This is a genomic window from Halalkalibacter sp. HAAS-P013 (assembly GCF_056619925.1).
The window spans coordinates 103,456-129,260 of record NZ_JBWQTU010000007.1 but is presented as its reverse complement, the minus strand read 5'-3'; the positions used below and the strand labels follow the sequence as shown (position 1 = coordinate 129,260).

22 protein-coding genes and 1 rRNA gene are annotated in these 25,805 nt (G+C 38.2%); 13 read left to right on the top strand and 10 right to left on the bottom strand.

Translation table 11 applies throughout. The features are described 5' to 3' along the window. From AC1FXP_RS11845 to dnaA, 9 genes are all read right to left on the bottom strand, one after another. Positions 1-67: ribosomal RNA gene (locus tag AC1FXP_RS11845) — 16S ribosomal RNA — on the bottom strand; the annotation flags it as partial. 267 nt (positions 68-334) lie between these two features. Next, complete coding sequence (locus AC1FXP_RS11840; protein ID WP_480061565.1) at positions 335-1,099, bottom strand: HD-GYP domain-containing protein; 765 nt, start codon at positions 1,097-1,099, stop codon at positions 335-337. A gap of 469 nt (positions 1,100-1,568) precedes the next feature. Continuing rightward, positions 1,569-4,109 carry a DNA gyrase subunit A gene (gene gyrA, locus AC1FXP_RS11835; protein WP_480061564.1) on the bottom strand — a complete coding sequence of 847 codons (2,541 nt, stop codon included), beginning with the start codon at positions 4,107-4,109 and terminating at the stop codon, positions 1,569-1,571. Between the two features lie 23 nt (positions 4,110-4,132). Further along, complete coding sequence (gene gyrB / locus AC1FXP_RS11830; RefSeq protein WP_480061563.1) at positions 4,133-6,073, bottom strand: DNA topoisomerase (ATP-hydrolyzing) subunit B; 1,941 nt, start codon at positions 6,071-6,073, stop codon at positions 4,133-4,135. Between the two features lie 133 nt (positions 6,074-6,206). Beyond that, the gene (gene remB, locus AC1FXP_RS11825; RefSeq protein WP_480061562.1) at positions 6,207-6,494 is read right to left on the bottom strand and encodes an extracellular matrix regulator RemB; all 288 of its coding nucleotides are present in this window, start codon (positions 6,492-6,494) and stop codon (positions 6,207-6,209) included. A 17-nt stretch (positions 6,495-6,511) separates the two neighbouring features. Beyond that, on the bottom strand, positions 6,512-7,621 hold the full coding sequence (recF, locus tag AC1FXP_RS11820; RefSeq protein WP_480061561.1) for a DNA replication/repair protein RecF: 1,110 nt from the start codon (positions 7,619-7,621) through the stop codon (positions 6,512-6,514). A 12-nt stretch (positions 7,622-7,633) separates the two neighbouring features. Then, positions 7,634-7,849, bottom strand: a complete 216-nt coding sequence (gene yaaA / locus AC1FXP_RS11815) for a S4 domain-containing protein YaaA (RefSeq protein WP_480061559.1) — start codon at positions 7,847-7,849, stop codon at positions 7,634-7,636. Positions 7,850-8,008: 159 nt separating this feature from the next. Then, positions 8,009-9,148: a DNA polymerase III subunit beta gene (gene dnaN, locus AC1FXP_RS11810; RefSeq protein ID WP_480061557.1), complete on the bottom strand. Its 1,140-nt coding sequence runs from the start codon at positions 9,146-9,148 to the stop codon at positions 8,009-8,011. 185 nt (positions 9,149-9,333) lie between these two features. Continuing rightward, positions 9,334-10,683 (bottom strand): chromosomal replication initiator protein DnaA, encoded by a 1,350-nt coding sequence (dnaA, locus tag AC1FXP_RS11805; protein ID WP_480061555.1) that lies wholly within the window; start codon positions 10,681-10,683, stop codon positions 9,334-9,336. A gap of 1,255 nt (positions 10,684-11,938) precedes the next feature. On the opposite strand from dnaA, the gene rpmH reads away from it, so the two are divergent. The 12 genes from rpmH to AC1FXP_RS11745 all read left to right on the top strand — a co-directional run bounded on the left by rpmH (position 11,939) and on the right by AC1FXP_RS11745 (position 23,842). Beyond that, positions 11,939-12,076, top strand: coding sequence for a 50S ribosomal protein L34 (gene rpmH / locus AC1FXP_RS11800; RefSeq protein ID WP_003323480.1), 138 nt, complete (start codon positions 11,939-11,941; stop codon positions 12,074-12,076). A gap of 93 nt (positions 12,077-12,169) precedes the next feature. After that, positions 12,170-12,523, top strand: coding sequence for a ribonuclease P protein component (gene rnpA, locus AC1FXP_RS11795; RefSeq protein WP_480061553.1), 354 nt, complete (start codon positions 12,170-12,172; stop codon positions 12,521-12,523). An 82-nt stretch (positions 12,524-12,605) separates the two neighbouring features. After that, positions 12,606-13,403 (top strand): YidC family membrane integrase SpoIIIJ, encoded by a 798-nt coding sequence (spoIIIJ, locus tag AC1FXP_RS11790; RefSeq protein WP_480061551.1) that lies wholly within the window; start codon positions 12,606-12,608, stop codon positions 13,401-13,403. Continuing rightward, the gene (gene jag, locus AC1FXP_RS11785) at positions 13,403-14,020 is read left to right on the top strand and encodes an RNA-binding cell elongation regulator Jag/EloR (RefSeq protein WP_480061575.1); all 618 of its coding nucleotides are present in this window, start codon (positions 13,403-13,405) and stop codon (positions 14,018-14,020) included. Before spoIIIJ ends, jag begins: the two co-directional genes overlap by 1 nt. 448 nt (positions 14,021-14,468) lie before the next feature. Next, the gene (mnmE, locus tag AC1FXP_RS11780) at positions 14,469-15,845 is read left to right on the top strand and encodes a tRNA uridine-5-carboxymethylaminomethyl(34) synthesis GTPase MnmE (RefSeq protein ID WP_480061549.1); all 1,377 of its coding nucleotides are present in this window, start codon (positions 14,469-14,471) and stop codon (positions 15,843-15,845) included. A 121-nt stretch (positions 15,846-15,966) separates the two neighbouring features. Further along, positions 15,967-17,853, top strand: coding sequence for a tRNA uridine-5-carboxymethylaminomethyl(34) synthesis enzyme MnmG (mnmG, locus tag AC1FXP_RS11775; protein WP_480061547.1), 1,887 nt, complete (start codon positions 15,967-15,969; stop codon positions 17,851-17,853). A 19-nt stretch (positions 17,854-17,872) separates the two neighbouring features. Beyond that, positions 17,873-18,586 carry a 16S rRNA (guanine(527)-N(7))-methyltransferase RsmG gene (gene rsmG / locus AC1FXP_RS11770; RefSeq protein WP_480061545.1) on the top strand — a complete coding sequence of 238 codons (714 nt, stop codon included), beginning with the start codon at positions 17,873-17,875 and terminating at the stop codon, positions 18,584-18,586. Positions 18,587-18,843: 257 nt separating this feature from the next. Next, positions 18,844-19,710 carry a nucleoid occlusion protein gene (noc, locus tag AC1FXP_RS11765; RefSeq protein WP_480061543.1) on the top strand — a complete coding sequence of 289 codons (867 nt, stop codon included), beginning with the start codon at positions 18,844-18,846 and terminating at the stop codon, positions 19,708-19,710. A gap of 282 nt (positions 19,711-19,992) precedes the next feature. Beyond that, entirely contained in the window at positions 19,993-20,766 is a 774-nt protein-coding gene (locus AC1FXP_RS11760; protein ID WP_480061541.1) for a ParA family protein, read from the top strand. Then, the gene (locus tag AC1FXP_RS11755) at positions 20,747-21,601 is read left to right on the top strand and encodes a ParB/RepB/Spo0J family partition protein (protein ID WP_480061539.1); all 855 of its coding nucleotides are present in this window, start codon (positions 20,747-20,749) and stop codon (positions 21,599-21,601) included. The genes AC1FXP_RS11760 and AC1FXP_RS11755 overlap by 20 nt, the downstream gene beginning before the upstream one ends. 365 nt (positions 21,602-21,966) lie before the next feature. Then, complete coding sequence (locus AC1FXP_RS11750) at positions 21,967-23,118, top strand: aminotransferase class V-fold PLP-dependent enzyme (RefSeq protein WP_480061537.1); 1,152 nt, start codon at positions 21,967-21,969, stop codon at positions 23,116-23,118. A gap of 16 nt (positions 23,119-23,134) precedes the next feature. Continuing rightward, positions 23,135-23,842 (top strand): DUF554 domain-containing protein, encoded by a 708-nt coding sequence (locus AC1FXP_RS11745; protein WP_480061535.1) that lies wholly within the window; start codon positions 23,135-23,137, stop codon positions 23,840-23,842. Positions 23,843-23,876: 34 nt separating this feature from the next. On the opposite strand, the gene yyaC is transcribed toward AC1FXP_RS11745, so the two are convergent. Next, a complete protein-coding gene (gene yyaC, locus AC1FXP_RS11740) occupies positions 23,877-24,530 on the bottom strand; it encodes a spore protease YyaC (RefSeq protein WP_480061533.1) in 654 nt (217 codons plus the stop codon). 128 nt (positions 24,531-24,658) lie between these two features. Here yyaC and AC1FXP_RS11735 point away from each other — a divergent pair, with 128 nt between their 5' ends. Beyond that, on the top strand, positions 24,659-25,684 hold the full coding sequence (locus tag AC1FXP_RS11735; RefSeq protein ID WP_480061531.1) for a YkvI family membrane protein: 1,026 nt from the start codon (positions 24,659-24,661) through the stop codon (positions 25,682-25,684). Positions 25,685-25,805: the final 121 nt, after the last annotated feature.

Sequence of the window (25,805 nt, the reverse complement as noted above, 5' to 3'; positions counted from 1 at the left end):
GCTCGACTTGCATGTATTAGGCACGCCGCCAGCGTTCGTCCTGAGCCAGGATCAAACTCTCCATAAAAATGGCAAGCTGATTAGCTCAAAATGTATCGCTAACGATACTTCATCGTTTTTCTTAAAACGATGAGAAAAATTGACGAGATATCATGTATCTCTATTTCGCTTGGCTTTTGTTCAGTTTTCAAAGAACTAATGTGTCATTTTCAGCGACTTAATTATCATAACAAAAACAAAATGTAATGTCAAATTGTTTTTTTGTTAGCTTTTCAAATCGTCTTGGCGACAATAAATAATATACCACAACCTAAAAGTTTAATGCAACTATTTTTTACATTTTTATAATTTCCTCAATAAAGATGGTAGATTCCTTTGTTAATTGTACAATCTCCCCAGTCGAAACGAGCTTAACCATAGGCCTTGTCACTGTTTCTTGTTCAAAAAATATAATTTCTGCTTCTTTCCCATTACTTAAGCGAACCTTGCTACCAACTGCTACCAAAGCAAGACTTTGAATTAATGTTTGCACAACTTTGATATCAAATTTACCAAATTGCTCTTTTGAAATATCCTCTAATACTTGGAATGGAGACCGCTTAGAGCGGTAATAACGTTCCGATGTCATCGCATGATATACATCTGCAACAGCAATTACTTTACTAAACATATGCAGTTTTTTTGCACCAGCACCTAATGGGTACCCACTTTCATCTGGTCTTTCATGATGCTGCAAGACCGCTAACAAGACCTCATCTGAAATTCCCATAACACCTTTTAACATCTTATAACTATGAATAGGGTGTTTTTTTACTTCTTCATATTCTACAGATGTTAAGGGACCCGGTTTCTTTAGGATCATTGGTGAAATTTTAACCATTCCCGAATCCGCAAGAACTCCACTAAATCCAATCTGCAAATACTCCCCTCTTGAGTACTTTAATCTGTAGCCAAGATATACTGATAAAATGCCTACATACACGCTATGATGATAAAAATAATCCTCTTTGTTACTGTAATGGTGGAGCTTAAGAAGGTTTTCAGGTTCCTCAATAATCCTTCCGAATAGTGGTATAAAAATATCTCGAACTTTAAGCATTTTAACTTTTTCGCCAGCCTGCCAACTTAAAAACAATTGCTTGTATTGTTTTACCGCTTCTAAATATTGATGAAGGAAATCTTTTTCTGTTTCTTGTTCCTGAGGAGTTTCAACTGTTTCCTCATCTATTGTTATAGGCTTAAAAGTCTCACCACTAGTTAATAACGACTCTACTTCTACTGACTCTATTAAAATACTTTAAGAAGTTCAATATGGTCTTCGGTTAACACGGTATTTTTTTTATGATTGGCAAATCGGTTAATCCCTGAACATCTTTTAATAGAATACAACCTTTTCTTAATTGATTTGACTTCACCTTCATGTAGAACCCTCTTTCCGTTGCGTGCTCTAGTAATATTATACGTGACGAAAAGTCCCAAGAAAAGGAAGACTTCATGAATATAGTAAATACTCTTTTTCAGCATAAAAAAGACTGCTAGGAGAAAACCTCCTAACAGTCTCAATTATATTATTCTTCCTTCTCTTCCGTTGTTTCAGCTACGTTTTCTTGCTCTACTTCATCTGCCTCATCACCATCACTTGATCCCGTTCCTTCAACGTCTTCTTCAACGTCCTCAACGTCCTCATCGTCAATATCAACTCTGGCAACCGTAGCTACTTCTTCGCCTTCATTCACTCTAATTAACGTTACCCCTTGCGTATTACGTCCTGTTGTTGAAATACCATCAACAGTCATTCGGATAATAACTCCACTTGCCGTAATAATCATAATATCATGCTCAGAAGAAACAACTTTCAAGGATACAAGCGTTCCATTTCGCTCGGTGATGTTACACGTTTTTATTCCTTTACCACCACGATTTTGGATACGATACTCCTCAATTGGAGTTCGTTTTCCATAACCCTTCTCAGTAACAATCAATACATCATGGCCATCTTCTATAATATCCATGCCAACAACATGATCATCTTCAGAAAGAGAGATACCTTTTACCCCAGCTGCTGTTCTACCCATTAAACGAACATCGTTTTCAGGGAACCTGATTGACATACCTTGTTTGGTACCAATGATTAACTCTTGCTCTCCATCAGTTAGGCGAACACCATGAAGCTCATCATCTTCACGGAGGTTAATAGCAAACAAGCCACCCTTTCTAATGTTAGCAAAGGAAGCCAGCTCAGTACGTTTGGCAACCCCATATTTTGTTAAGAAGAATAAATAAGCATCCTCTGTAAATTCTTCAATAGGAATAACCGTACTAATGTACTCACCTTGTTCAATTTGTAAGAGATTAATAATCGGGATCCCTTTAGCTGCACGTCCAAGCTCTGGGATTTCATATCCTTTTAAACGATACACTTTTCCTTTGTTCGTAAAGAAAAGAATCGTGTGGTGAGAGCTCGTTGTAAACAAGTGCTGAACAAAGTCATTATCATTTGTTCCCATCGCTTGAATTCCTTTACCACCACGCCTTTGATTACGATATGTCGAAATTGGAAGACGTTTAATATACCCATTGTGAGAGATCGTAATGGCAATATTTGAACGCGGAATCAGATCTTCATCTTCAAAGCTATCTTCACTCATTGAAATAACCGTACGGCGCTCATCATTAAACTTATCTTTTACTTCAGTAAGCTCTTCGCGAATAATTTCTAGTACTTTTTCCTCGTCCGCTAAGATTGCCTTTAATTCAGCAATCCGAGCTACTAAGTCTTGATATTCACCCTCAATCTTGTCACGCTCTAAACCCGTTAGACGTTGAAGACGCATATCTAGAATCGCTTGAGCTTGCTCATAGCTAAGTTCAAAACGTTCCATCAAGCCATTTCTAGCAATTTCAGTTGTTTGTGATGCACGGATCAAGCTAATGACTTCATCAAGATGATCCAGTGCAATACGTAACCCTTCTAGAATATGAGCACGCGCTTCTGCTTTACGAAGTTCAAAAGCTGTACGACGACGAATAACTTCGACTTGGTGATCTAAATAATGTTCAAGACATTCTTTTAAGTTTAGTACTTTTGGTTGTCCACCTACTAAAGCTAAAAGATTAATACCAAAACTTGACTGAAGTGCGGTTTGCTTATAAAGATTATTAAGTAAAACATTGGCGTTGACGTCACGTCTTAGTTCAATTACAATACGCATCCCAGTACGATCCGATTCATCACGCAGGTCTGTAATACCTTCGATTTTCTTGTCACGTACTAACTCAGCAATCTTTTCAATCAAACGCGCTTTATTTACTTGGTACGGGATTTCAGTGAAGATAATCCGTGGCTTACCATTATGCTCTTCAATACTTGATTTCGCACGTAGGGTTATTGAACCCCTTCCTGTTTGATAAGCTTTGCGAATTCCTGAACGACCTAATATTTCAGCCCCTGTTGGGAAATCTGGCCCTGGAATATACTCCATTAATTCAGGAATACTAATGTCGCGGTCTTTTGACAAAGCCAATACACCATCAATCACCTCACCTAATTGATGAGGAGGAATATTCGTTGCCATTCCTACAGCAATCCCCGATGCACCATTGATTAACAGGTTAGGAAATCTCGCTGGGAGAACGAGTGGCTCGCGCTCACTGCCGTCGTAATTATCTTGATAATCAATGGTATCTTTGTTAATATCACGGACAAGCTCCATTGATATCTTTGACATCTTCGCTTCTGTATAACGCATCGCAGCTGCAGAGTCTCCATCGACAGAACCAAAGTTTCCGTGTCCATCAACTAACATATAGCGGAAGCTGAAGTCTTGCGCCATACGAACCATCGTTTCATATACCGCAGAATCACCATGTGGATGGTATTTACCAATTACTTCACCAACAATACGCGCAGATTTTTTATAAGCTTTATCAGAAGTAATTCCTAGTTCATTCATCGCAAACAAAATACGACGATGTACTGGTTTTAATCCGTCACGAACATCAGGAAGGGCACGGCTGACGATAACGCTCATCGCATAGTCCATAAAGGATGCTTTCATTTCCTGACTAATATTTCTTTCTAATACTCTAGATTGATCTTGCTCAGCCATTACTTAAACCTCCATCTTCAAGCCTATATATCAAGATTTTGCACATATTGCGCGTTTTCCTGGATAAAATCACGGCGCGGTTCTACACGGTCACCCATTAAAATTTCAAATATCTCATCAGCTTTAATTGCATCTTCTAGTGTTACTTGAAGTACTGTGCGATGCTCTGGGTCCATTGTGGTTTCCCAAAGTTGCGTTGGGTTCATCTCACCTAACCCTTTATAACGCTGAATACCTAGTTTATCTTTATTCGGGATTCCTTTTAGCGCTTCTTCTAATTCCTTATCCGTATAAACATAACTCACTTCTTTTCCTTGCTTAATTTGATAAAGAGGCGGTTGTGCAATATAAACATAGCCATTTTCAATTAACGGACGCATATAACGATAGAAGAACGTTAAAATTAGTGTACGTATATGAGCACCATCCACATCGGCATCGGTCATAATAATAATCTTATGGTAGCGAGCCTTTTCAATATCGAAATCGTCGCCAATTCCTGTACCAAAAGCCGTAATCATTGCACGAATCTCATTATTTGCAAGAATCTTATCCAATCTAGCTTTTTCTACGTTGATAATTTTTCCACGTAGAGGCAAAATAGCTTGGAAGTGACGATCCCGTCCTTGTTTTGCTGATCCACCAGCTGAGTCACCCTCAACGATATAAATTTCACTTATTGAGGCGTCTTTTGAAGAACAATCTGCAAGTTTTCCAGGTAGAGAACTAACTTCAAGAGCACTCTTTCGTCTTGTAAGTTCACGTGCTTTCTTAGCAGCCTCTCTAGCTCTTGATGCCATTAAGCCTTTCTCAACAATTTTTCTAGCTACTTGTGGATGTTCAATAAGAAAACGAGAAAAATGTTCACTAAATAATGAATCTGTAATCGTTCTTGCTTCACTATTTCCTAACTTTGTTTTCGTCTGTCCCTCAAATTGAGGATCCGGGATTTTAACAGAAATGATTGCAGTTAACCCTTCACGAACATCATCACCAGTTAAATTAGGATCAGTTTCCTTAAAGAGATTGTTTTTTCTAGCATAATCGTTAATAACACGAGTTAAGCCAGTTTTGAACCCAGATTCATGAGTTCCACCCTCGTGTGTGTTAATGTTATTAGCAAACGAGTATATATTGCTCGTATAGCTATCATTATATTGAACAGCTACTTCTACATTTAGCCCATCCTTTTCACTTTCAATATGGATTGGCTCTTCATGTAATACTTCTTTTGAACGGTTTAAATGTTCAACAAATGAAGCAATCCCACCTTCATAGTGGTATTTTGCTTCTTTCCCGTCCTCACGCTTGTCCTCTATGACAATCGTTAAACCTTTATTTAAAAATGCTAACTCGCGTAAACGTGTAGCAAGTATTTCAAATTCATAAGTTGTTGTTTCTTGGAAGATCTCAACATCAGGTTTGAAATGAATGACAGTTCCTCTTTTTTCCGTCTCTCCGATCACTTCTAAATCAGCTGCAGGAACACCTTTTTCATATTTTTGATAATGAATTTTCCCTTCGCGGTGTACATTGACTTCTAGAATTGTCGATAGAGCATTAACAACGGAAGCACCTACACCATGTAATCCACCTGATACTTTGTATCCACCGCCGCCAAATTTTCCCCCAGCATGCAGAACCGTCATGATAACTTCAACAGCTGGTCGCCCCATCTTTTCATGAATACCAACAGGAATTCCACGTCCATTATCTTCTACGGTAATACTATTATCTTCTTCAATCATTACTTTGATCGTATCGCAGTAACCAGCCATTGCTTCATCAATACTATTATCAACGATTTCCCATACAAGATGGTGTAATCCGCGTGCGCTTGTCGAACCAATATACATTCCGGGGCGTTTTCGTACGGCTTCTAAGCCCTCTAAGACTTGAATTTGACTTTCATCATAAGACTGTTGTGTTGAATGTTGTTCATTCGTCACTTTGTTCACCTTCATTCTTCATTATCGATCTAAAGTGGACATAAATGCCTCGTTACATCCTGTAAGCAATGACCTTACACCTATTTAGTGAAGCCATTGCCCATTTTTTATATGAACACTCTATTTTAACATTGGATTTAATTAAAATCTATGACATCTCACTGTCTTCATCATGCTCATAGTGAAGATCCATTAATGCTTTGCCTTGCGCTCTGCGGTTTAAAGTTAAAGATGATACCGGGGAATAATAAACTTCCTCATTAGTCAGAACGATGGACTTAATATAGTCAGTTGAAATGACAATTTTCTTTTTTCTTTTTTCTTCTTCTTTTAGATACGTACTAGTAACCTGCGATTGTTCTTTCACATCACAATTTAATATCGCAATGATATCTTTAGACCTAATAATGACATCTCCGCCTAAGTGTATAAACAAATGTGTCACCGCCTCATTTACTTAGTGATCGTTCCTTCTGAAACATGGAAAATAGCTGCTTGATTCAATGTTTGTTCATTAATTCCGCTCACATTTGTCGTTGTAACAAACGTTTGTACACGACCTTGAATCGTTCGAAGAAGATGCGACTGTCTATAATCATCTAATTCAGATAAAACATCATCCAAAAGAAGAATAGGATATTCACCAATTTCCGAATAAATCAATTCAATTTCGGCTAATTTAAGTGCAAGCGCGGTCGTTCTTTGTTGACCTTGAGATCCATATGTTTGAACATCTCGCTCATTAATAGAAAAAGCAAGGTCATCACGATGAGGCCCAAACAAAGTCACTCCTCGTTGAATTTCCCGTTCGCGCAGCTCTCGATATGTTTGATAGTATCCATCCTTTATTTTCGACAAATCTTTGTCTTCTGATACGTCAGCTGATGAGAGATAACGAATCTCTAATTTTTCTTTCCCTCTACTCACATCATGATGAATTTGCTCTGCCCAAGTTTGCAGGCGCTTAATAAACCCATATCTTCTTATCGTCACTTCTGCAGCTAACATAATCATTTGATCGGTTAAGATATCTAACATTTCTTTAGAACCTTTACCAAATTGCAATGTTTTTAATAGGTGGTTCCGCTGCTTCAACACTTTTTGGTACATGCCTAAATGGTGTAAGTAAACACGACTAATTTGACCTAGCTCCATATCCAAAAACCTTCTACGGACTTGAGGACTCCCTTTGACAAGGTTCAAATCTTCAGGTGCAAACATGACGACATTCATTGCACCAACATACTCACTTAGCTTTTTCTGTTCAAGTCCGTTGATTTTCCCTTTCTTTCCCTTTACCGAAAGGATCAATTCAATATCTAATGAGCTTGTTTTTTTAGCTATCTCTCCTTGAATCCGCGCAAATTCTTCGCCCCATCCAATTAACTCTTTATCTTTAGAAGTTCGATGGGATTTAGCAAGAGCTAACACAAAAATTGATTCAAGGATATTGGTTTTGCCTTGTGCATTCTCCCCTAGAAAGACATTCACTTGTTTATGAAACGATAATTCTACTTTTTTATAATTACGGAATTGTCTGAGAGTAAGTTGCTTTATATACAAAAGCGATTCCCCCTATTTCGAGACAATTTGAAATTTCGTTCCACCTTCAAGCGTTACGGTGTCGCCAGGTACTAATTTTTTCCCACGGCGATTTTCTTCTTCGTCGTTCACAAAGACAACATACTCAGAAAGATACCATTTAGCCATACCACCTGTATCAATAATTCCCGCTTCTTTCAGCATTTGCCCCAGTGTTATGTAAGCTGTTGAAATGACGATTGAATCCATGCTTTATCACTCTTTCTGTATTAAAATCATTCTTAGCTAGTCATGTAGCAAATTGAAGACAGCAATTCATACGTGAGTTGCTGTCTTTTTCTCGTTCATTTGATTATTCTTCTTTTATTGTACTAAACGTACAGGATTTTTGCCAATCCCTCTTATGGATTAATATGTGCGGACTGGCGAAAACAGATGTAAGTAGTGGTCATGTTCAATTGGCCTAATAACAAAAGGACTCATTGCACCTGTAAAAGTAATATTCACTTCTTCGCTATCGATAACTTTTAACGCATCAATGATATTTTTTCCGTTAAAAGAAATCCGCATATCTTCTCCTTGCATCTCCGTTTCAATATTTTCTGTTACCTTTCCTACTTCAGGAGAGATGGAAGTAATCTCAACATTGCCGCTATCTAACGTTTTTAAGTTAATGACGTTATTCTTTCCTTCTCTCGAAAGCAACAATGCTCGTTCTAATGTTTGCAAGAATGGTTTTGTTTTTAATTTTAACGATGTTTTTGATTGGGAAGGAATCATACTTTTTGTAACTGGATACTTTCCTTCAAGCAGCCTTGAGAAAAATAATAGGTTTTTCAACTTAAAAAGAATTTGATTTTCGGTGACGACAACATCAATAAGCTCATTCGTATCATCAATGATTTTACTTAATTCATTTAAACTCTTCCCAGGAATAACCACATTCGAAAACGATAATGCTTCGTCATTTTTCTCAATCGTTGCTTTTCTCATTGCTAAACGATGACTATCTGTTGCAGTACAGATTAATCCACCCTCTTCAGTCTCTAAGTTTACACCTGTCAACACTGGACGTGTTTCCTGAGTGGACACCGCGAATACAGTTTGTCGAATCATGTTTTTAAGCATGTCTTGAGGTAAACGGAATAATAAATCCTCCTCAAGTTGCGGCAATCGCGGATACTCTTCTGGATCAAGTCCATTTAAATTAAAGACAGAAGAACCCGAACGAATTGTTGTGGCAAATTGATCTTGGACAATTAACTCCACATTAGTACCAGGTAACTTTTTAACAATTTCAGCAAAAAAACGAGCCTGTAAGACAATGCTCCCTTTTTCTTCAATATGAACAATTTCAGATCCATCTTCTTCTTTAGGGATAAATACTTCTATCGATACATCCGAGTCACTACCAGTAAGAGTCAAACCCTCATTACCAGCCACAATTTTTATTCCCGTTAATATAGGGATTGTTGTCCGTGAAGAAACAGCTTTTGCTACATTTTGAACATCATGAACAAAGCGATCACGATTGATAGAAAAATGCATATTAAAACTCCTTAATTAATATATTTATGTTTTTAAAAGAATAGTAATAATAGTAATAGGGCTTGTGGATTTGTGGATAACCCTAGTTTTAAGCAAAATACCAGCCTGTCCACATGTTGATAATGTGTTAATAGGCTGGTTTACTTTATTCACAGTGTTCACAGATTCTATGATTCCTAATACTATTAATTTCTTAATAAATCCATTAACTCTTGGATTTTTTCCTGTAACTCTTGGTCACTAGCAAGCAATTTAGAAATTTTTTCATGCGCGTGGATGACGGTTGTATGATCGCGTCCTCCAAATTCACTACCGATTTTAGGCAATGAAGCATCTGTTAATTCTCTAGATAAATACATGGCAATTTGCCTTGGAAAAGCGACTGATTTCGTACGTTTTTTTGCTTTGAAATCTTCCAGCTTTACGTGATAATGCTCCCCAACTAACTTCTGAATATCTATTATCGTTAATACTTTTGGTTTCGAATTAGGAATAATATCCTTTAATGCTTCTGCAGCTAGATCTGCATTCATATCTTGATTAATAAGAGAAGAATAAGCAACGACGCGAATTAACGCTCCTTCTAACTCTCTAATATTCGTATCTATTTGATTGGCGATGTAAAGCATGACTTCATTAGGAATATCAAGGTTTTCAGCTTTAGCCTTTTTTCGTAAGATAGCAATTCTCGTTTCAAGATCAGGAGGTGTAATATCCGTAATCAAGCCCCATTCAAATCGTGAACGTAATCTATCTTCTAGTGTAGGGATCTCCTTAGGAGGTCTGTCACTTGAGATGACAATTTGTTTGGATTCTTCATGTAAAGCATTAAATGTATGGAAGAATTCTTCTTGAGTTTGTTCTTTTCCAGCTAGGAATTGAATATCATCAATAAGAAGTACATCTACATTTCGATATTTGTTTCGAAAATTAACGGCTTTGTTGTCACGAATCGAGTTAATGAATTCATTTGTGAATTTTTCAGATGACAAATAAACCACTTTCGCATTCGGATTGTTATCCATTACATAATGACCAATTGCGTGCATTAAATGGGTTTTCCCGAGTCCTACACCACCATAGATAAAAAGTGGATTGTATGCTTTAGCTGGAGCTTCTGCCACAGCGAGTGAAGCTGCGTGAGCAAAACGGTTACCAGACCCAATGACAAATGTATCAAACATATATTTATCGTTTAACATCGTTTTCGATGTATTAGCAGTATTGGCTTCTTCCTTTGTTTGCTTTCTTGGTATTGGCTCAGGAATAAAATCATCTTCCATTTCATGTTGAGGAATGACGAATTTAGGTTTGAGACGTGTGCCAGTGATTTGTTCAATTGTGTCAGAGGTTAACTCTGCATAATGATCTTCAAGCCAGTCGCGTGCAAATTCATTAGGTGCAGTAATGATGATCATATCGTTTTGAATATCATTGGCTTTCGTGGCTTTTAGCCATGTTTCAAAACTAGGCTTACTCACTTTTTTTTCAATTTCAGCAAGGGCCTGTTCCCATAGGTCATGGATGTTCTCCAAAAGTTCCCCCTCCTTCTTTTCTGAATAACGAACGAACGAACACCAACTTGTCGAACCTTTGTACAAGTTGGTGGATGCAGTCGAATAAATATACATTCACACGTAAATGTGTAAAACTTATAATATAGTAGAAAAACGTATAAGTACGAGTTCTAAACAGTTTGTGGACAACCTAATCAACAGCAATTAATAGATGTCCACAACGTTACCCACAGGTTGTGGACAAAAAATATAGGGTTTTGCTTGTCCACGAGTGAAAACAATTCAATCATAGCAAAAAAATACTTTAACCGCAACGGTTTGTTGTATTTATCCACATAACACAGCATCTTGTGTTTTGTTTTTATCCACAGCACAAGATATGTGTGTAACTTGTCGATAAATTCAGGGAGAAGTCGAAAAGTGTCAGAAAGTGTTTATCCACAGGTGTGTTTTGGGAGACTTTTGTACATGGTGTTAAGAGAATCGGGGGTTATTATTAGAGTATGATGAAAAGCTGTTTAATATGTTGTTTTGTATGGAAGTTCACAGATTTTTTTAGAAAGGCGATATAAGGGACTGGTTAAAAGCTGCATATTAATAATAAATGCATCTAAAAAATGTGGAAAACTAGGTGTAATTTTTGTCGAATGAAGAAAAAACTATTTTCTCTATAATATATTTGTTGAAATTAATTCAGGACGATCAGTGAATTGAAAAGAAGAGAGAGAGGTCCAAAAGAGAAGGTTGACTTTTAAGTGAGGGTAAAAGAGGGAGAGGTCATCTCTATTATAGAAGGCTGTTTGTAAAGATTGTTGCTATAAAGGTAGTATTCCTCGAAGTGAAATGGAGCGGAAGTCACTCGACTCCTGCGGGATGCCGAGGAGGCTCGGCATCTCCCCGCGGAAAGCGAGTGGCTGGAGCGCAATGGAACGAACATGTGAAGGACGCGTAACTCATAAAAACAACAAAGTATGCGAAAACAGCCTTATAGAAAGAGTAAATATGTAAGAGTAGAAAGAAAAAAGGAAAGGTCGTCCTTTTTGTTAAGAAAAGAGCGAACATGATGGCGGTGGCTCCGCACGTTGCACGCCTAAAGGAGAAAGGCGCTCCTTTAGGCTAAAAAGAAGGCAACGGCTCCGCACATCGCTAAGAGTAGATAGAAAAAGGTAAAGTGAGACCTTTTTCTATCTACTCTTGACAAAGCACCTGCTCGTTCCTTATAATTTACAAGAATGTCTTTAAGATATAGTTAATCCTCAGGGAGGTGTAATAAATGGGAAAACCAACATTCCAACCGAATAACCGTAAGCGTAAAAAGGTACACGGTTTCCGTGCACGTATGAGCACAAAAAATGGCCGTAAAGTATTAGCTCGTCGTCGTCGTAAAGGAAGAAAAGTTTTATCTGCATAGGCCACTGAATGTCAGTGGTCTTTTTCTTCTGTTATAGATGCGTATTTAGTAGATAGGAATGAAAGAGTTCTTATTTGTTAAGGAGTGTATTTCTTGAGAAAAGAGCAACGGGTTAAAACGAATGATGAATTCTCAAAGGTATTTAAAAATGGACAATCCGTTGCAAATCGGCAGTTTGTTCTATATAAATTGGCAAAGGAAGGACAAGGTCCTTTTAGACTTGGATTATCTGTCAGTAAGAAGGTTGGCAATGCCGTCACACGCAATCAAGTAAAGCGCTATATTCGAGAAGTATTTCGCTTGAAAGAAGAGTCTATTGAAAAAAATACCGATTATGTTGTGATCGCTAGAAAGCCAGCTGCCTCCATGAGCTTTACAGAAGTCGAACAAAGCTTGCTTCATGTACTAAGGAAGGCAAGAGTACTTAAAAAAGTAAAGCGAACATAGATCGATCTTTTAAAGTGAGTTTATTCTGTTAGAGTAGGCTTTTCATATATATATGATGTAAGAGGGACAAGGAGGAGAACTCGTGCTGAAAAAATTTGGCTTGGTGGCCATGATGATTGGGCTTCTTGTTTTAATGACAGGATGTTTCAATATTGAAGAACCAATTACAAAAGATAGTACTGGTTTTTGGGATTCATATTTGGTTTATCCTTTATCATGGTTAATCATTTATTTTGCAGATATTTTTAATGGAAGCTATGGACTTTCTATTATTGTCGTTACGATTCTTTTACGTATTTTGATTTTGCCTTTAATGATTAAACAAACAAAGAGTGCAAAAGCGATGCAAGCGATCCAGCCAGAGATGCAAAAGCTTCGCGAAAAATATAGTGCGAAAGACCAAAAGACTCAACAAAAGTTACAACAAGAAATGATGGCAATGTTCCAAGAACATGGGGTTAACCCATTAGCTGGTTGTTTGCCGTTGTTTATTCAAATGCCAATTTTACTTGCATTTTATCATGCGATTATGCGTACAGGAGAAATTGGCAACCAACCATTTTTATGGTTTGAATTAGGGACACCAGACCCATTTTTCATCCTTCCAATTGTTGCGGGGATCACAACATTTATCCAACAAAAGATGATGATGGTAACAGATAACCCGCAAATGAAAATTTTATTATATGTCATGCCGATTATGATCTTCGTTTTTGCTATTTTCTTCCCAACGGCACTTACGCTTTATTGGGTAGTCGGTAACATATTTATGATCGCTCAAACTTATTTTATCACTGGGCCAAATGTCGGGAAAAATGCAGAAGAAAAAGAAGTTGCGATACAACCGGGTAAGGCAAAAAAGGGAGGTAAAAAGAAGTGATGCATATAACCGTGTTAGGGAAGACAGTTGATGAGGCCATTGCAAATGCAATGAATGAATTGCAGACAACAAGAGAGAAACTTTCATACCGTGTAATAGAGGAGCCTCAAAAAGGTTTTTTAGGTATTATAGGTTCGAAGCCTGCAAAAATTGAAGCCCATGTTCTACCTGATCCGGTTGAATTAGCGCAAAGCTTCTTAGAGGAAACTGTTCGGTTAATGGGTCATGAGACCGTCATTACTCAAACATCTTCCAAAGATCGTGTGTTGTTTGAGTTAGCAGATTCTAAAGATTCAGGTCGATTAATAGGGAAACGAGGACAAACGTTAGAGGCTCTCGAGTATTTAACAAACCTTGTTGGGAATCTACAAGATCAATCCTACACACGCTTGGAACTTGATATTGGAAATTACCGTGAACGACGAAAGCAGACACTCGAACAGCTTGCCATCCGTGTAGCAAAAAAAGCAAAGGATACGGGGAAATCATTACCCTTAGAGGCAATGAATGCCCTTGAGCGAAAAATCGTTCATGAAAGGCTTAAATCCGTTTCAGGTGTTGTAACAGAATCAGAAGGAAAAGGGGCAAACCGACATATTGTCATTAAGCCTCAATAGAAGAAAAAGTCCTCGAGGCTGTTGAAAAGGGAGAAGTTCATCCTTTTTCAACAGCCTCTCTTTTATGGAAGCCATTGAAAAAGGTATAAACCAACCCTTTTCAATGCCTCGATTCAATAGCAATGGCTCCTCGTGCTGCGAGCAAGTTATGAAGAAACCATTCATAGCTTGCTCTTTAAAAAAGGCAGCAGCTCCGCACATTGCTTCGAGGAAACTGAAAAAGAAAAAAGACTTTTTCTTTTTCAGTTTCCTCTCTTTCATGGTAGAGGATTTTTGTATAGAGAGTATAATGGAACTTAGCTTATCTCTTTTTATTTGCTATATCTTCTTCTATAATAAAGTTTTTATTTAAAATAAAAGAACCGTCGTTTATAGGCTATATGAATTGTAAAGTAAGTCGATACTAATAAAAATAAGAACAAGTTCGTGACAAATGAGGTGAGAGGTAATGGAGTTTGATACAATAGCAGCAATATCAACTGCGCTTGGGGAAGGGGCTATTGGAATAGTTCGATTAAGTGGTGATGACGCTATTCGAATAGCTGACAAACTGTATAGTGGAAAAGATAAGCTTTCTAATGTTCCGAGTCATACAATTGTTTATGGACATATCGTTGACTCATCATCAAATGAGCAGGTAGAAGAAGCGATGATCTCGGTTATGCGAGCACCAAGAACATTTACTCGTGAGGATGTAGTTGAAATCAATTGTCATGGTGGGTTGCTTTCTGTTAATCGAGTTCTTCAATTGGCACTAAGACACGGAGCTAGACTTGCCGAGCCAGGGGAATTCACAAAGCGGGCTTTTTTGAATGGAAGAATAGACTTATCTCAAGCTGAAGGGGTTATTGACTTAATTCGTGCAAAAACAGATCGCGCGATGAATGTCGCACTAAAACAGGTAGACGGGCGTTTGTCGAAAAAAATTGGCGTTTTGCGTCAAGCTTTGCTAGAGACTGTTGCACATGTCGAAGTCAATATTGATTACCCTGAATATGATGCTGAGACGATGACACATGGTATGTTACAAGAAAAAGCTACTTTTGTTATAAATGAAATTGATAAGCTGCTCGGAACGGCCAAACAAGGGAAAATACTGCGTGAAGGTCTATCTACAGTTATTATCGGGCGTCCAAATGTAGGGAAATCATCATTATTAAATAGTCTTGTTCATGAAAACAAGGCGATTGTGACAGATGTGGCAGGAACAACAAGAGATATTATTGAAGAGTATGTAAATGTAAAAGGTGTGCCATTAAGGCTTGTTGATACAGCTGGAATTCGCGAAACAGAAGATATTGTTGAACGTATCGGTGTTGAACGGTCGAGAGAAGTGTTAAAAAAAGCAGATCTTATCCTATTAGTGTTAAACTATGGAGAGGAGTTGTCTTCAGAAGACGAAGCGCTGTTTGAAGCGGTAGAAAAAATGAACGTCATTGTCATTGTTAATAAAACGGATGTTGAGCAAAAGATTGATCTAGAGAAAGTGAAAAAGCTAGCAGCAGACCGTCCGTTAGTTACTACCTCACTCCTTCGCGATGAGGGAGTCGATCAGCTTGAACAAGCAATTGCTGATTTGTTTTTCGAAGGTGAAATTGAAGGTGATGATGTTACGTATGTATCCAATACAAGGCATATTGCTTTACTAGAACAAGCGAAGTCAACAATTGAAGATGCGGTTGGTGCAATCGAAATGGGTGTTCCTATTGATCTCGTTCAAATAGATGTTACAAGAACATGGGAACTGCTTGGTGAAATAATTGGTGACAGTGTTCAAGAGAGTCTAATTGATCAGCTGTTCTCTCAGTTTTGTTTGGGGAAATAGCTGGGTGTGTTTGAGTTAGTGCAAGTGAACAACTTTACAATTTTTAAGCATAAAATATATATTTGATTCAAAGTGAAAGGTGCCAGGACAACTGAGCATTCTTACTAAGGAGGTTAGTTTTGTGAATTATCAAGGGGGACAATTTGACGTCATTGTTGTTGGTGCTGGGCATGCAGGGGTTGAAGCTGGACTTGCAGCAGCAAGAATGGGAGCAAAAACGTTAATGTTAACGCTGAACTTAGATGCAGTTGCTTATATGCCTTGTAATCCATCAGTTGGTGGTCCTGCAAAAGGTATTGTTGTACGGGAAATTGATGCATTAGGTGGTGAGATGGGAAGGAATATCGATAAGACCCATATTCAAATGCGAATGCTCAATACAGGAAAAGGACCTGCTGTCCGTGCATTACGTGCACAAGCAGATAAATACCTCTATCAACATGAAATGAAGAAAACAATAGAGGAAAATGAAAATCTTCTATTACGTCAAGGAATGGTTGAACGATTAATTATTGAAGACGGTGTTTGTAAAGGGGTTATAACGAATACCGGTGCTGAGTACAAAGCTAAAGCAGTCGTTATTACGACGGGGACTTACTTAAGAGGGAAAATCATAATAGGTGATCTAAGTTATGAAAGTGGACCTAATAACATGCAGCCATCTGTGCAGTTATCATATCATTTAAAAGAGCTTGGATTTGATATGGTTCGTTTTAAAACAGGGACACCTCCTCGTGTGAATGGAAGTACGATTGATTATGATCAAACTGAGATCCAACCAGGTGATGATAAGCCGCGTGCATTCTCTTATGAAACGACAAAATATATTACAGATCAGCTTCCTTGTTGGTTAACATATACAAGTGAAGATACGCATCAAATTATCAACAATAATTTAAGTAGATCACCAATGTATTCAGGTATGATTGAAGGAACAGGGCCGCGTTATTGTCCCTCAATTGAAGATAAAATTGTCCGTTTTAATGATAAACCGCGCCACCAAATTTTTCTGGAGCCAGAAGGAAGAAATACTTCAGAAGTGTATGTTCAAGGCTTATCGACAAGTTTACCTGAGGATGTGCAGTTAGAAATTTTAAAAACGGTTCCTGGTCTTCAAAATGTAAGAATGATGCGCCCTGGTTATGCGATTGAGTACGATGCGATGGTTCCGACACAACTATGGCCAACTCTTGAAACGAAGAAGGTTCCTGGTTTATTCACAGCAGGGCAGATTAATGGAACTTCTGGTTACGAGGAAGCGGCAGGTCAAGGTATTATGGCAGGAATCAATGCTGCAAGAAAAGCACAAGGAAAAGAAGGAATCATCCTTGACCGCTCTGAAGCGTACATTGGTGTACTCATTGATGACCTTGTAACAAAAGGTACAAATGAGCCGTATCGTTTGCTTACTTCACGTGCAGAGTATCGATTGCTACTCCGTCATGACAATGCGGATCTACGTTTAACGGAAAAGGGCCATGAAATCGGTCTGATTTCAAAAGAGCGTTATGAGCGTTTCTTGAAGAAAAAAGAACAAATTGCAAATGAGAAGAATCGCTTAGAAGGAATTATTGTTAAGCCTTCCGAACAGGTGAAAGAAATACTCGAACAGGTTGGTTCTGCGCCAATGAAAGAAGCAACAAGTGCCGCGCTGTTGTTAAAAAGACCAGAGATAACTTATCCAGATGTAGCCAAAGTAATTGAAGCTCCTTTAGAACCACTACCTGAGGATGTGACAGAGCAAGTGGAAATTCAAGTGAAGTATGAAGGGTACATTGGCAAACAACTTCAGCAAGTAGAGCGCTCGAAAAAAATGGAAAACAAAAAGATTCCTGAGGATCTAGATTACTCTGCTATTAATGGTTTAGCTACAGAAGCCAGACAGAAGTTAGCTGAAGTCCGCCCACTTTCAGTAGGGCAGGCCTCAAGGGTATCAGGTGTAAATCCTGCTGATATTTCTATTCTCCTTGTGTACCTAGAACAAGGGAAGTTAGCGAAAACCCAATAAGTGAATATGGAGAGTCGTTATGAGTAAAAAACAATTCAGTTCTTTATTGCAAGCAAAAGGAATTCAGCTTTCGGCTAAACAAGAGCAACAGTTTCAATTGTATTATCAACTGTTAGTTGAGTGGAATGAAAAAATGAACTTAACAGCCATCACAGAAGAAGATGATGTGTATTTAAAACATTTTTACGATTCAATTGCAGCGAGTTTTTATTATGATTTTGAGGATGGAAAGAAATTAATTGATGTAGGTGCAGGTGCTGGGTTTCCAAGTATTCCCCTGAAAATAATCTATCCAGAAGTGCATGTTAGCATTGTTGATTCTTTGAAAAAACGGATTGGTTTTTTAGAGCATTTAGCAAATGAACTTGGGTTAGAAAAGGTTTCGTTTTACCATGATCGAGCAGAAACGTTTGGTCAAAATCCGCAGCATCGAGAACAATATGATATAGCAACTGCACGTGCAGTTGCTAGACTTTCCGTACTTACCGAACTATGTTTGCCCTTAGTAAAAGAAAAAGGCGACTTTATTGCATTAAAGGGTGCAGGGGCATCTGAAGAATTAAAAGATGCTGAAAAAGCAATAAAAGTACTAGGCGGGAAAGTAAAAACAGATGACTTATTCTTATTACCAATTGAAGAGAGTGAGCGCCACATTATTCAAATATCAAAAGTGAAATCAACTCCTAAGAAATACCCAAGAAAGCCAGGGACACCAAATAAATTGCCTTTATAAGCTATGTTCCACGTGGAACATAGCCCTAAGGCTATACTTAAGACAGTAATAGTTTGGATAATGAGGCTTTGTTAGAAGTCTAGTAAAATAGTATAATGTTATTAGTTTAGTAGCTTCACCTATTTTTTGGAACAGAACGTTCACTTGACGATGTATGGTGTGCAGGCTATAAATGAAGTATGACTAAAAGAAGGACTAAAGCACGTGAATGTCGAATTAAATTTTAGACGGTTACTATCAGAAGGTGGTGTCAGGCGATGAGGCAACCGTTTTCACGCCTTTTTGGCTTTAGTGACAAGCAGGCGGAGGTTGAAGTTAGTGGAAACGAAGAAGCAAATGAAGGAAGCAGCAATGAAGAGGTTAGGGAAATAACTGTTTCAGATATAGTACCAAATCGTTTTCAGCCGCGAACAGTATTTGATGAAGAACGAATTGCTGAACTGGCTCAAACGATCCGAACACATGGAGTTATTCAACCGATTGTGGTACGGGAGAGGGACGGTAAGTTTGAAATCATTGCAGGTGAACGTAGATGGCGAGCGGTAACAAAGCTCGGTTGGGGGAAGATCCCTGCGCTCGTTAAGGAATTCAATGATTCTCAAACTGCATCTGTTGCATTAATTGAGAACCTTCAAAGAGAAGGATTAACAGCAATTGAAGAGGCGATTGCTTATGCAAAACTAATAGACTTGCATGGCTTAACACAAGAGAGCTTAGCTCAGCGTCTCGGAAAAGGTCAGTCAACGGTTGCTAATAAATTGCGCTTGTTGAATTTACCAGAAGCTGTCCAAAATGCAATACTGGAACGCCTGATTTCTGAACGGCATGCACGTGCATTGCTATCATTAAAAAACGAAGAACTACAAGTGAAATTGTTAGAAGAAATTGTAGAAAAACAATTGAATGTAAAGCAGACAGAAGAAAGAGTAAAGTTTCTTCTAGAAGGGCAACCCAATCAGAAAAAGAAACCAACACGCAAATCGTACTCAAAAGATATGCGTATTGCGATGAATACCATTCGTCAGTCAGTTGATATGGTAGTAAAGAGTGGGTTACATGTAGATACAAATGAAGAAGAGCATGATGAATTCTATCAATTTACAATACGAATTCCTAAAAAATAATAATCTATCTGCAATGTTATACTGTTGCGTGCCCTATTATGGGAATATGAGTCATATATTATTGTCTTGTGTTTTTAACGTGAGTTCTTTTGAAACACTACTCATAACGGTCTTTAAAAGCATGCGACGGCTTAGCTCATTGCTTCTGAGGATCTATCAAAAGGTTAAAAACGAACCTTTTGATAGATCCTCTTTGTTTTTTCGATATTTTTATAAAAAAGATTGCGACAAATTGTGTTAAAATAAAAGAGTTCGAGTTATGGATGGAAAGTAGGTGACAGCGTGGCCAAAATCATTGCTGTAGCAAATCAAAAAGGTGGCGTCGGCAAAACGACGACAGCTGTCAATTTAAGTGCTTGTTTAGCGCATATTGGTAAAAGAGTTTTGCTTGTTGACATTGATCCACAAGGAAATGCAACAAGTGGGGTAGGTGTTGAAAAAGGTGATGTCGATGAGTGTGTCTATGACATTCTTGTCGAAGATGTTGAAGCGATTGATGTGGTCAAATCAACATCTGTGGAACGCTTAGATGTTTTACCTTCTACCATTCAATTATCAGGTGCAGAGATTGAACTTGTTCCAACAATTTCACGAGAAGTTCGTTTGAAACGAGCTCTGTCAACAGTATCAGAAAACTATGATTTTATTTTTGTTGATTGTCCACCTTCTTTAGGTTTATTGACAATTAATGCTTTAACGGCGTCAGATTCAGTTTTAATACCCGTTCAGTGTGAATACTACGCACTAGAGGGTTTGAGCCAATTACTAAATACAGTTCGTCTTGTTCAAAAACATCTAAATACAGACCTTGAAATTGAAGGGGTTTTATTAACGATGTTAGATGCACGAACGAACCTTGGAATACAAGTTATTGACGAAGTGAAAAAGTATTTTCGTGAAAAGGTGTTCGATACGATTATTCCTAGAAATGTTCGCTTAGGTGAAGCGCCAAGTCATGGACAACCAATTATAACGTATGATGCTAAGTCACGAGGTGCAGAAGTGTATTTAGATCTAGCAAAGGAAGTGGTGGCGAGTGGCGAAAGGGTTAGGTAAAGGGTTACAAGCGTTTTTTCCTGAACCGGACGAGGAGATCCAAGATAAGGTTGAACAAATTGCAATGTCGCAGTTACGTCCAAATCCTTATCAACCTCGGAAAACTTTCACAGAACAGGCAATAGTAGAGCTTTCAGAATCTATTGCTGAGCATGGTATTTTGCAGCCGATTATTGCGAGGAAAAGCATAAAAGGCTATGAAATTGTCGTTGGTGAAAGGCGCTTTCGTGCAGCAGAGAAAGCTGGCTTAAAGGAAGTTCCTGTTGTCATTAAAGACTTAGATGAACAAAAGATGATGGAGCTAGCTCTTATTGAAAATCTTCAACGCGAAGATTTAAATCCTATTGAGGAAGCAACTGCCTATGAGAAGTTAATGGAGCATTTATCGCTGACTCAAGAACAGCTTGCAGCTCGCTTAGGGAAGAGTCGACCTCATATTGCTAACCACCTACGTTTGTTGAATCTTCCTAAATTAGTTCAAGAGTTTATTTCAGATGGCAAACTTTCAATGGGACATGGACGAGCTTTATTGGGCTTGAAAGATAAGCAGAAGTTGTCAGCTCTTCTTGAGAAAATATTGAAAGAAAAGTTAAGTGTCCGTGAAGTTGAAGAGATAGTCAATCAAATCAATGAGAGAGTTCCACGTGAAACAAGTCGTAAAAAAGTGACGCTTACTCCTTTTCTAAAAGAGAGACAAGATGTACTTAGAACTCGTTTAGGGACATCGGTTGCTATTAAACCAGGTAAGAAAAAAGGGAAAATAGAGATTGATTATTTTTCAGAAGAAGATTTGGAACGGATAGTTCAATTGTTAGATTCTGAGAACCGTTCATAACAGTATAGAAGGGATCTTAGATTCTGTTCTACGATAATACAAGAAAGTGGAAACTTTGGAGGGCACTGAAATAGTCTCTTTTAGCAAATTCGAGGAAGCAACAATGGCTCCACTCGTTGCGCGCCTGCTATGAGAAACCCACTCATAGCAGGCTTAAGACAAAGCAACGGTTCCTCTCATTGTTTAAAGACCACTGAAAAATAGGTAAAAACCCTACCTTTTTCAGCGGCCTCGAAACTTGGTGCTTCTTGTATTATCGTAGAAGAAGGTGACTTGTCGGGTCACCTTCTTTTTATATGATTAAATGGTAAAGTGTGCTACTGTTAGTGCGTTCACTTGATTAATGGAGGAAAGGACAAAAGCAAATGATATATTTTGATCATGCTGCATCATCATATCCGAAGCCAGAACAAGTGGCTATAGCTATGCATGAAGCTGTTACTAGCTATAGCGCGAATCCTGGTCGTGGCGGGCATAAGCTCGCTGAACAAGCGAGACAGGTTATCGAACAAGCGAGAAAGAAAATAGCGACGATGTTTAGTGCGCCAAATAAAAAACATGTTTGGTTTTATCAAAATGCAACAATGGCTCTTAATCAGGCAATACTTGGTTTCCCCTTTAAAGAAGGAGACCATGTTGTAGCAACGATGTTTGAACATAATTCCATTATAAGGCCACTTGAAAAACTAGCTTCAGAAAAAGGGATTACTATTACATATGTTGAGCCTAATGAAGAAGGGGTCATTTCAGTAGAAGAGTTTAAAAAGGCTTGCACTGAGAAAACACGTATGTTTGCTATTTCTCATGCATCCAATGTAACTGGTGCTGTCGTTTCAGTAAGTGAGGTGACGAAGATTGCTAAAGAGCAAGAGATTGTCGTTTTGCTAGACGCTTCTCAAACAGCTGGAACGATTCCTATTGATATAGAAAAGGAAGGAATTGATTTACTAGCTTTTGCTGGACATAAATCTTTATTAGGGCCACAAGGGACTGGGGTTTTAATATCAAAAGACGATTATAATCTATCTCCATTAGTGGTAGGAGGGACGGGAAGCGAATCTGAGCTTCTTCATCAACCACAAAGTTGGCCTAATCGGTATGAGGCAGGTACGTTGAATACACCAGGAATTGCTGGTCTTTCAGCCGGAATTGATGCAGTCGTTGAGATGGGAATAGAGGCTATATGGAAACATGAAAAAGAGCTTATGGATCACTTCTTAAAAGGACTTGCGGGCATTTCGGGATTAACTAGCTATGGACCATCTGATTCGTCAAAGAGAGTTGCAGTCATTTCACTTGAAATAGATGGGATTGATAGTCATGAAGCAGCGATGATCTTAGATGAACATTATCAAATTGCTGTTCGAGCTGGAATGCACTGTGCGCCAAAAACTCACCAAGCATTACAAACAAGCGAGAATGGACTTATTCGCGTAAGTTTTGGCCCGTATAACACGATAAAAGAAGTGGATACACTTTTGGAAGCTATAGAAGAGATTAGAATGGCATTTTTGTAGGCTAGGAGAAGAGAGAATGGTTTTAACGGGAACACTTGTCAATGGTCTTGCTATTGTGGTAGCGGCTGTTGTAGGATTATTAGTTCGAAACATACCAGAAAAAATGAAAACAACGACAATGCAGGGAATTGCTCTTGCTGTTGTCGTTTTAGGAATTGGAATGGCTCTTAAAAGCGAACAGTTTCTCATTGTCATTGGTAGTCTTGTTATTGGTGGTATTATTGGGGAGAAAATAGATATAGAAGAACGTTTAAATCGAGTAGGCGCTTGGATTGAGACGAAAGTAGGAGCAACAGAAGATGGAGCGATTGCGAAAGCTTTTGTCACAACAACATTAATTTACGTTGTTGGTGCGATGGCAGTTCTCGGTGCATTAGATAGCGGTTTACGTGGTGATCACTCTGTTCTTTATACGAAGTCATTGCTTGATGGGTTCTCAGCTCTTATTTTCACTTCGACATTAGGAATAGGTGTGATCTTCTCAGCTATACCAGTTGTACTTTATCAAGGTGGAATTGCACTACTTGCAACTCAAATCAACCAATTTGTACCGACCGTTCTAATGGACAACTTCATTGTTGAGATGACAGCTACTGGAGGAGTCATGATTATTGCAATTGGTTTAAATATATTAGGGATTTTGCAAATAAGGGTAGCAAATCTACTACCTAGCATTGTAATTGTAGCAATTCTTGTTATCGCTATGCATTACATTGGTTATTAGCCTAATAAAATGAAACGCCTCTGTAGACAAATTCCTACAGAGGCGTTTCATTTTTGGAGCGCAATAAAATTTGTGGCTTTAAACGTAATGATTGCAAAAGAGATGTAGAAGCAATTTGTTCAGGAAGGCGTTGGTCAGTTGCTACGATCGTCTCTGCCATTGTCTCTGCCATTTGCATCACGGTGTGCAACCTTGTATTTTGTAAGACAAAATACTCCATCATCCCCCCGATGTTGACAATACCTGTCATATGAATATCACCAATAGAAGGGAGTTTCTTTTGAACAGCAGCACCTGGTTGTACAGGGCCGTCCGCTAGTGAGATCTTTCCAACACTATTCATCCTGCCAAGACATGCATCAATGGCTAAAATAAAAGGTCTGGAATGGTTTTCTTTTATTTCTGCTAAACGCTTTTCTAAATTAACAGCATGCACTGGATTTTCTAACGTTCCATAAACATGGAATCTCTTCAAGTGAGCAGATTCTAACTTTGTTCCAATTAATGGACCTAGTGAATCACCAGTAGATCGATCAGTACCGATACAAACAACGACGAGGTCGCGCTTACTATGAATTTCCGTCATATTAAAAAGTTGATCAGATAATTGCTTAACCGCTGTTGCATCTTCCATATGAACACGGATGGGAGAACTTTTTTTTCCAAACAGACGATGGTTTGTACTCATAACCTCGCCTCCTTTGCCATAGTAGTAACAGTATACGGAACTTTTTTCCTTTCTATACATAAATAGTTCACAATATCCTACATACACTTTTATACAGCACTTAGTAGAGGACGAGGAGAGGATTTTATATGGTGGGAAATGGGTTAAAATGGATGTTTCTTATAATAGGTACAATGATTGGAGCTGGTTATGCTTCTGGAAGAGAGCTATGGGAATTTTTTGGTGCTGAAAGTGGACTAGCAATTATTCTTTTTGCCGTTCTTTTTATTATTTCAGTGAAAGTTATCTTAAACATTAGCTATGAAAATAAGTCGAAACATTATTTACCTGTGTTACAAGTATTGATGGGAAAGCGTCTCTCTCAGATGTATGACGTCATGATTATCATTTATTTATTTTCAACAACGGTTATCATGCTCGCTGGTGGTGGGGCGACGTTAGAAGTTATTCATATCCCGTATTGGCTAGGTACTCTTATTATAGGTGGAATGGTGGTCATACTTTTTCTATGGGATACGAAGGGAATGACATCGATGAATGCTTTCATAATCCCTATTCTCATCGTTTTTTTAATTGCTATTTTACTAGCATTTCAATATTTAAAAGGATTTCCTATTGAATTTAAGATAGATGCACAGCATAATTGGCCGTCTGCTTTAACGTTTACAGCACTAAATATTTTACCTCTAATTGCTGTTCTTGGTGCGATTGGTCACGAAATAAAGCACAAGGGAGAGATGTGGATTGCTTCATTAGGGAGCGGGATTATCTTAGGTTCGATTTCATTTTTGTATAACGAGTCATTGCTTCAAGTAGCCAGCGATATTATGTTGTATGAAATCCCGCTATTTGCAATTCTGAAACATTACCCATATTTTATGATGTTAATTATGTCAGCTTTATTATGGCTTGCTATTTATACAACAGCAGCAGCTGGTGTATTTGGATTACTATCAAGGATGAGAGCCTGGGTAAAAGGGCCAGCTTGGTTAATAGCTCTTTTGTTAATTGCAATTATGGCACCACTGACGACATTTGGTTTTTCAACTCTTATTTCTGTTCTTTACCCACTCTATGGCGTGTTAAACTTATTTGTTTTGGCTTCCATTTTGTTGTATCCGATTATGAACCACAGGGCGCTGCAGTCAAAGTAGGGAAACAAGAAAGGGAGTCTAGTTAAAATCAAGTTCTCCTTCTTTTCTTTGAATTGAAATGTTGTAGTATATCTATCCATAAAGATATAGGTTTCTCGACTCAACTAGCCTTTTTCGTGTA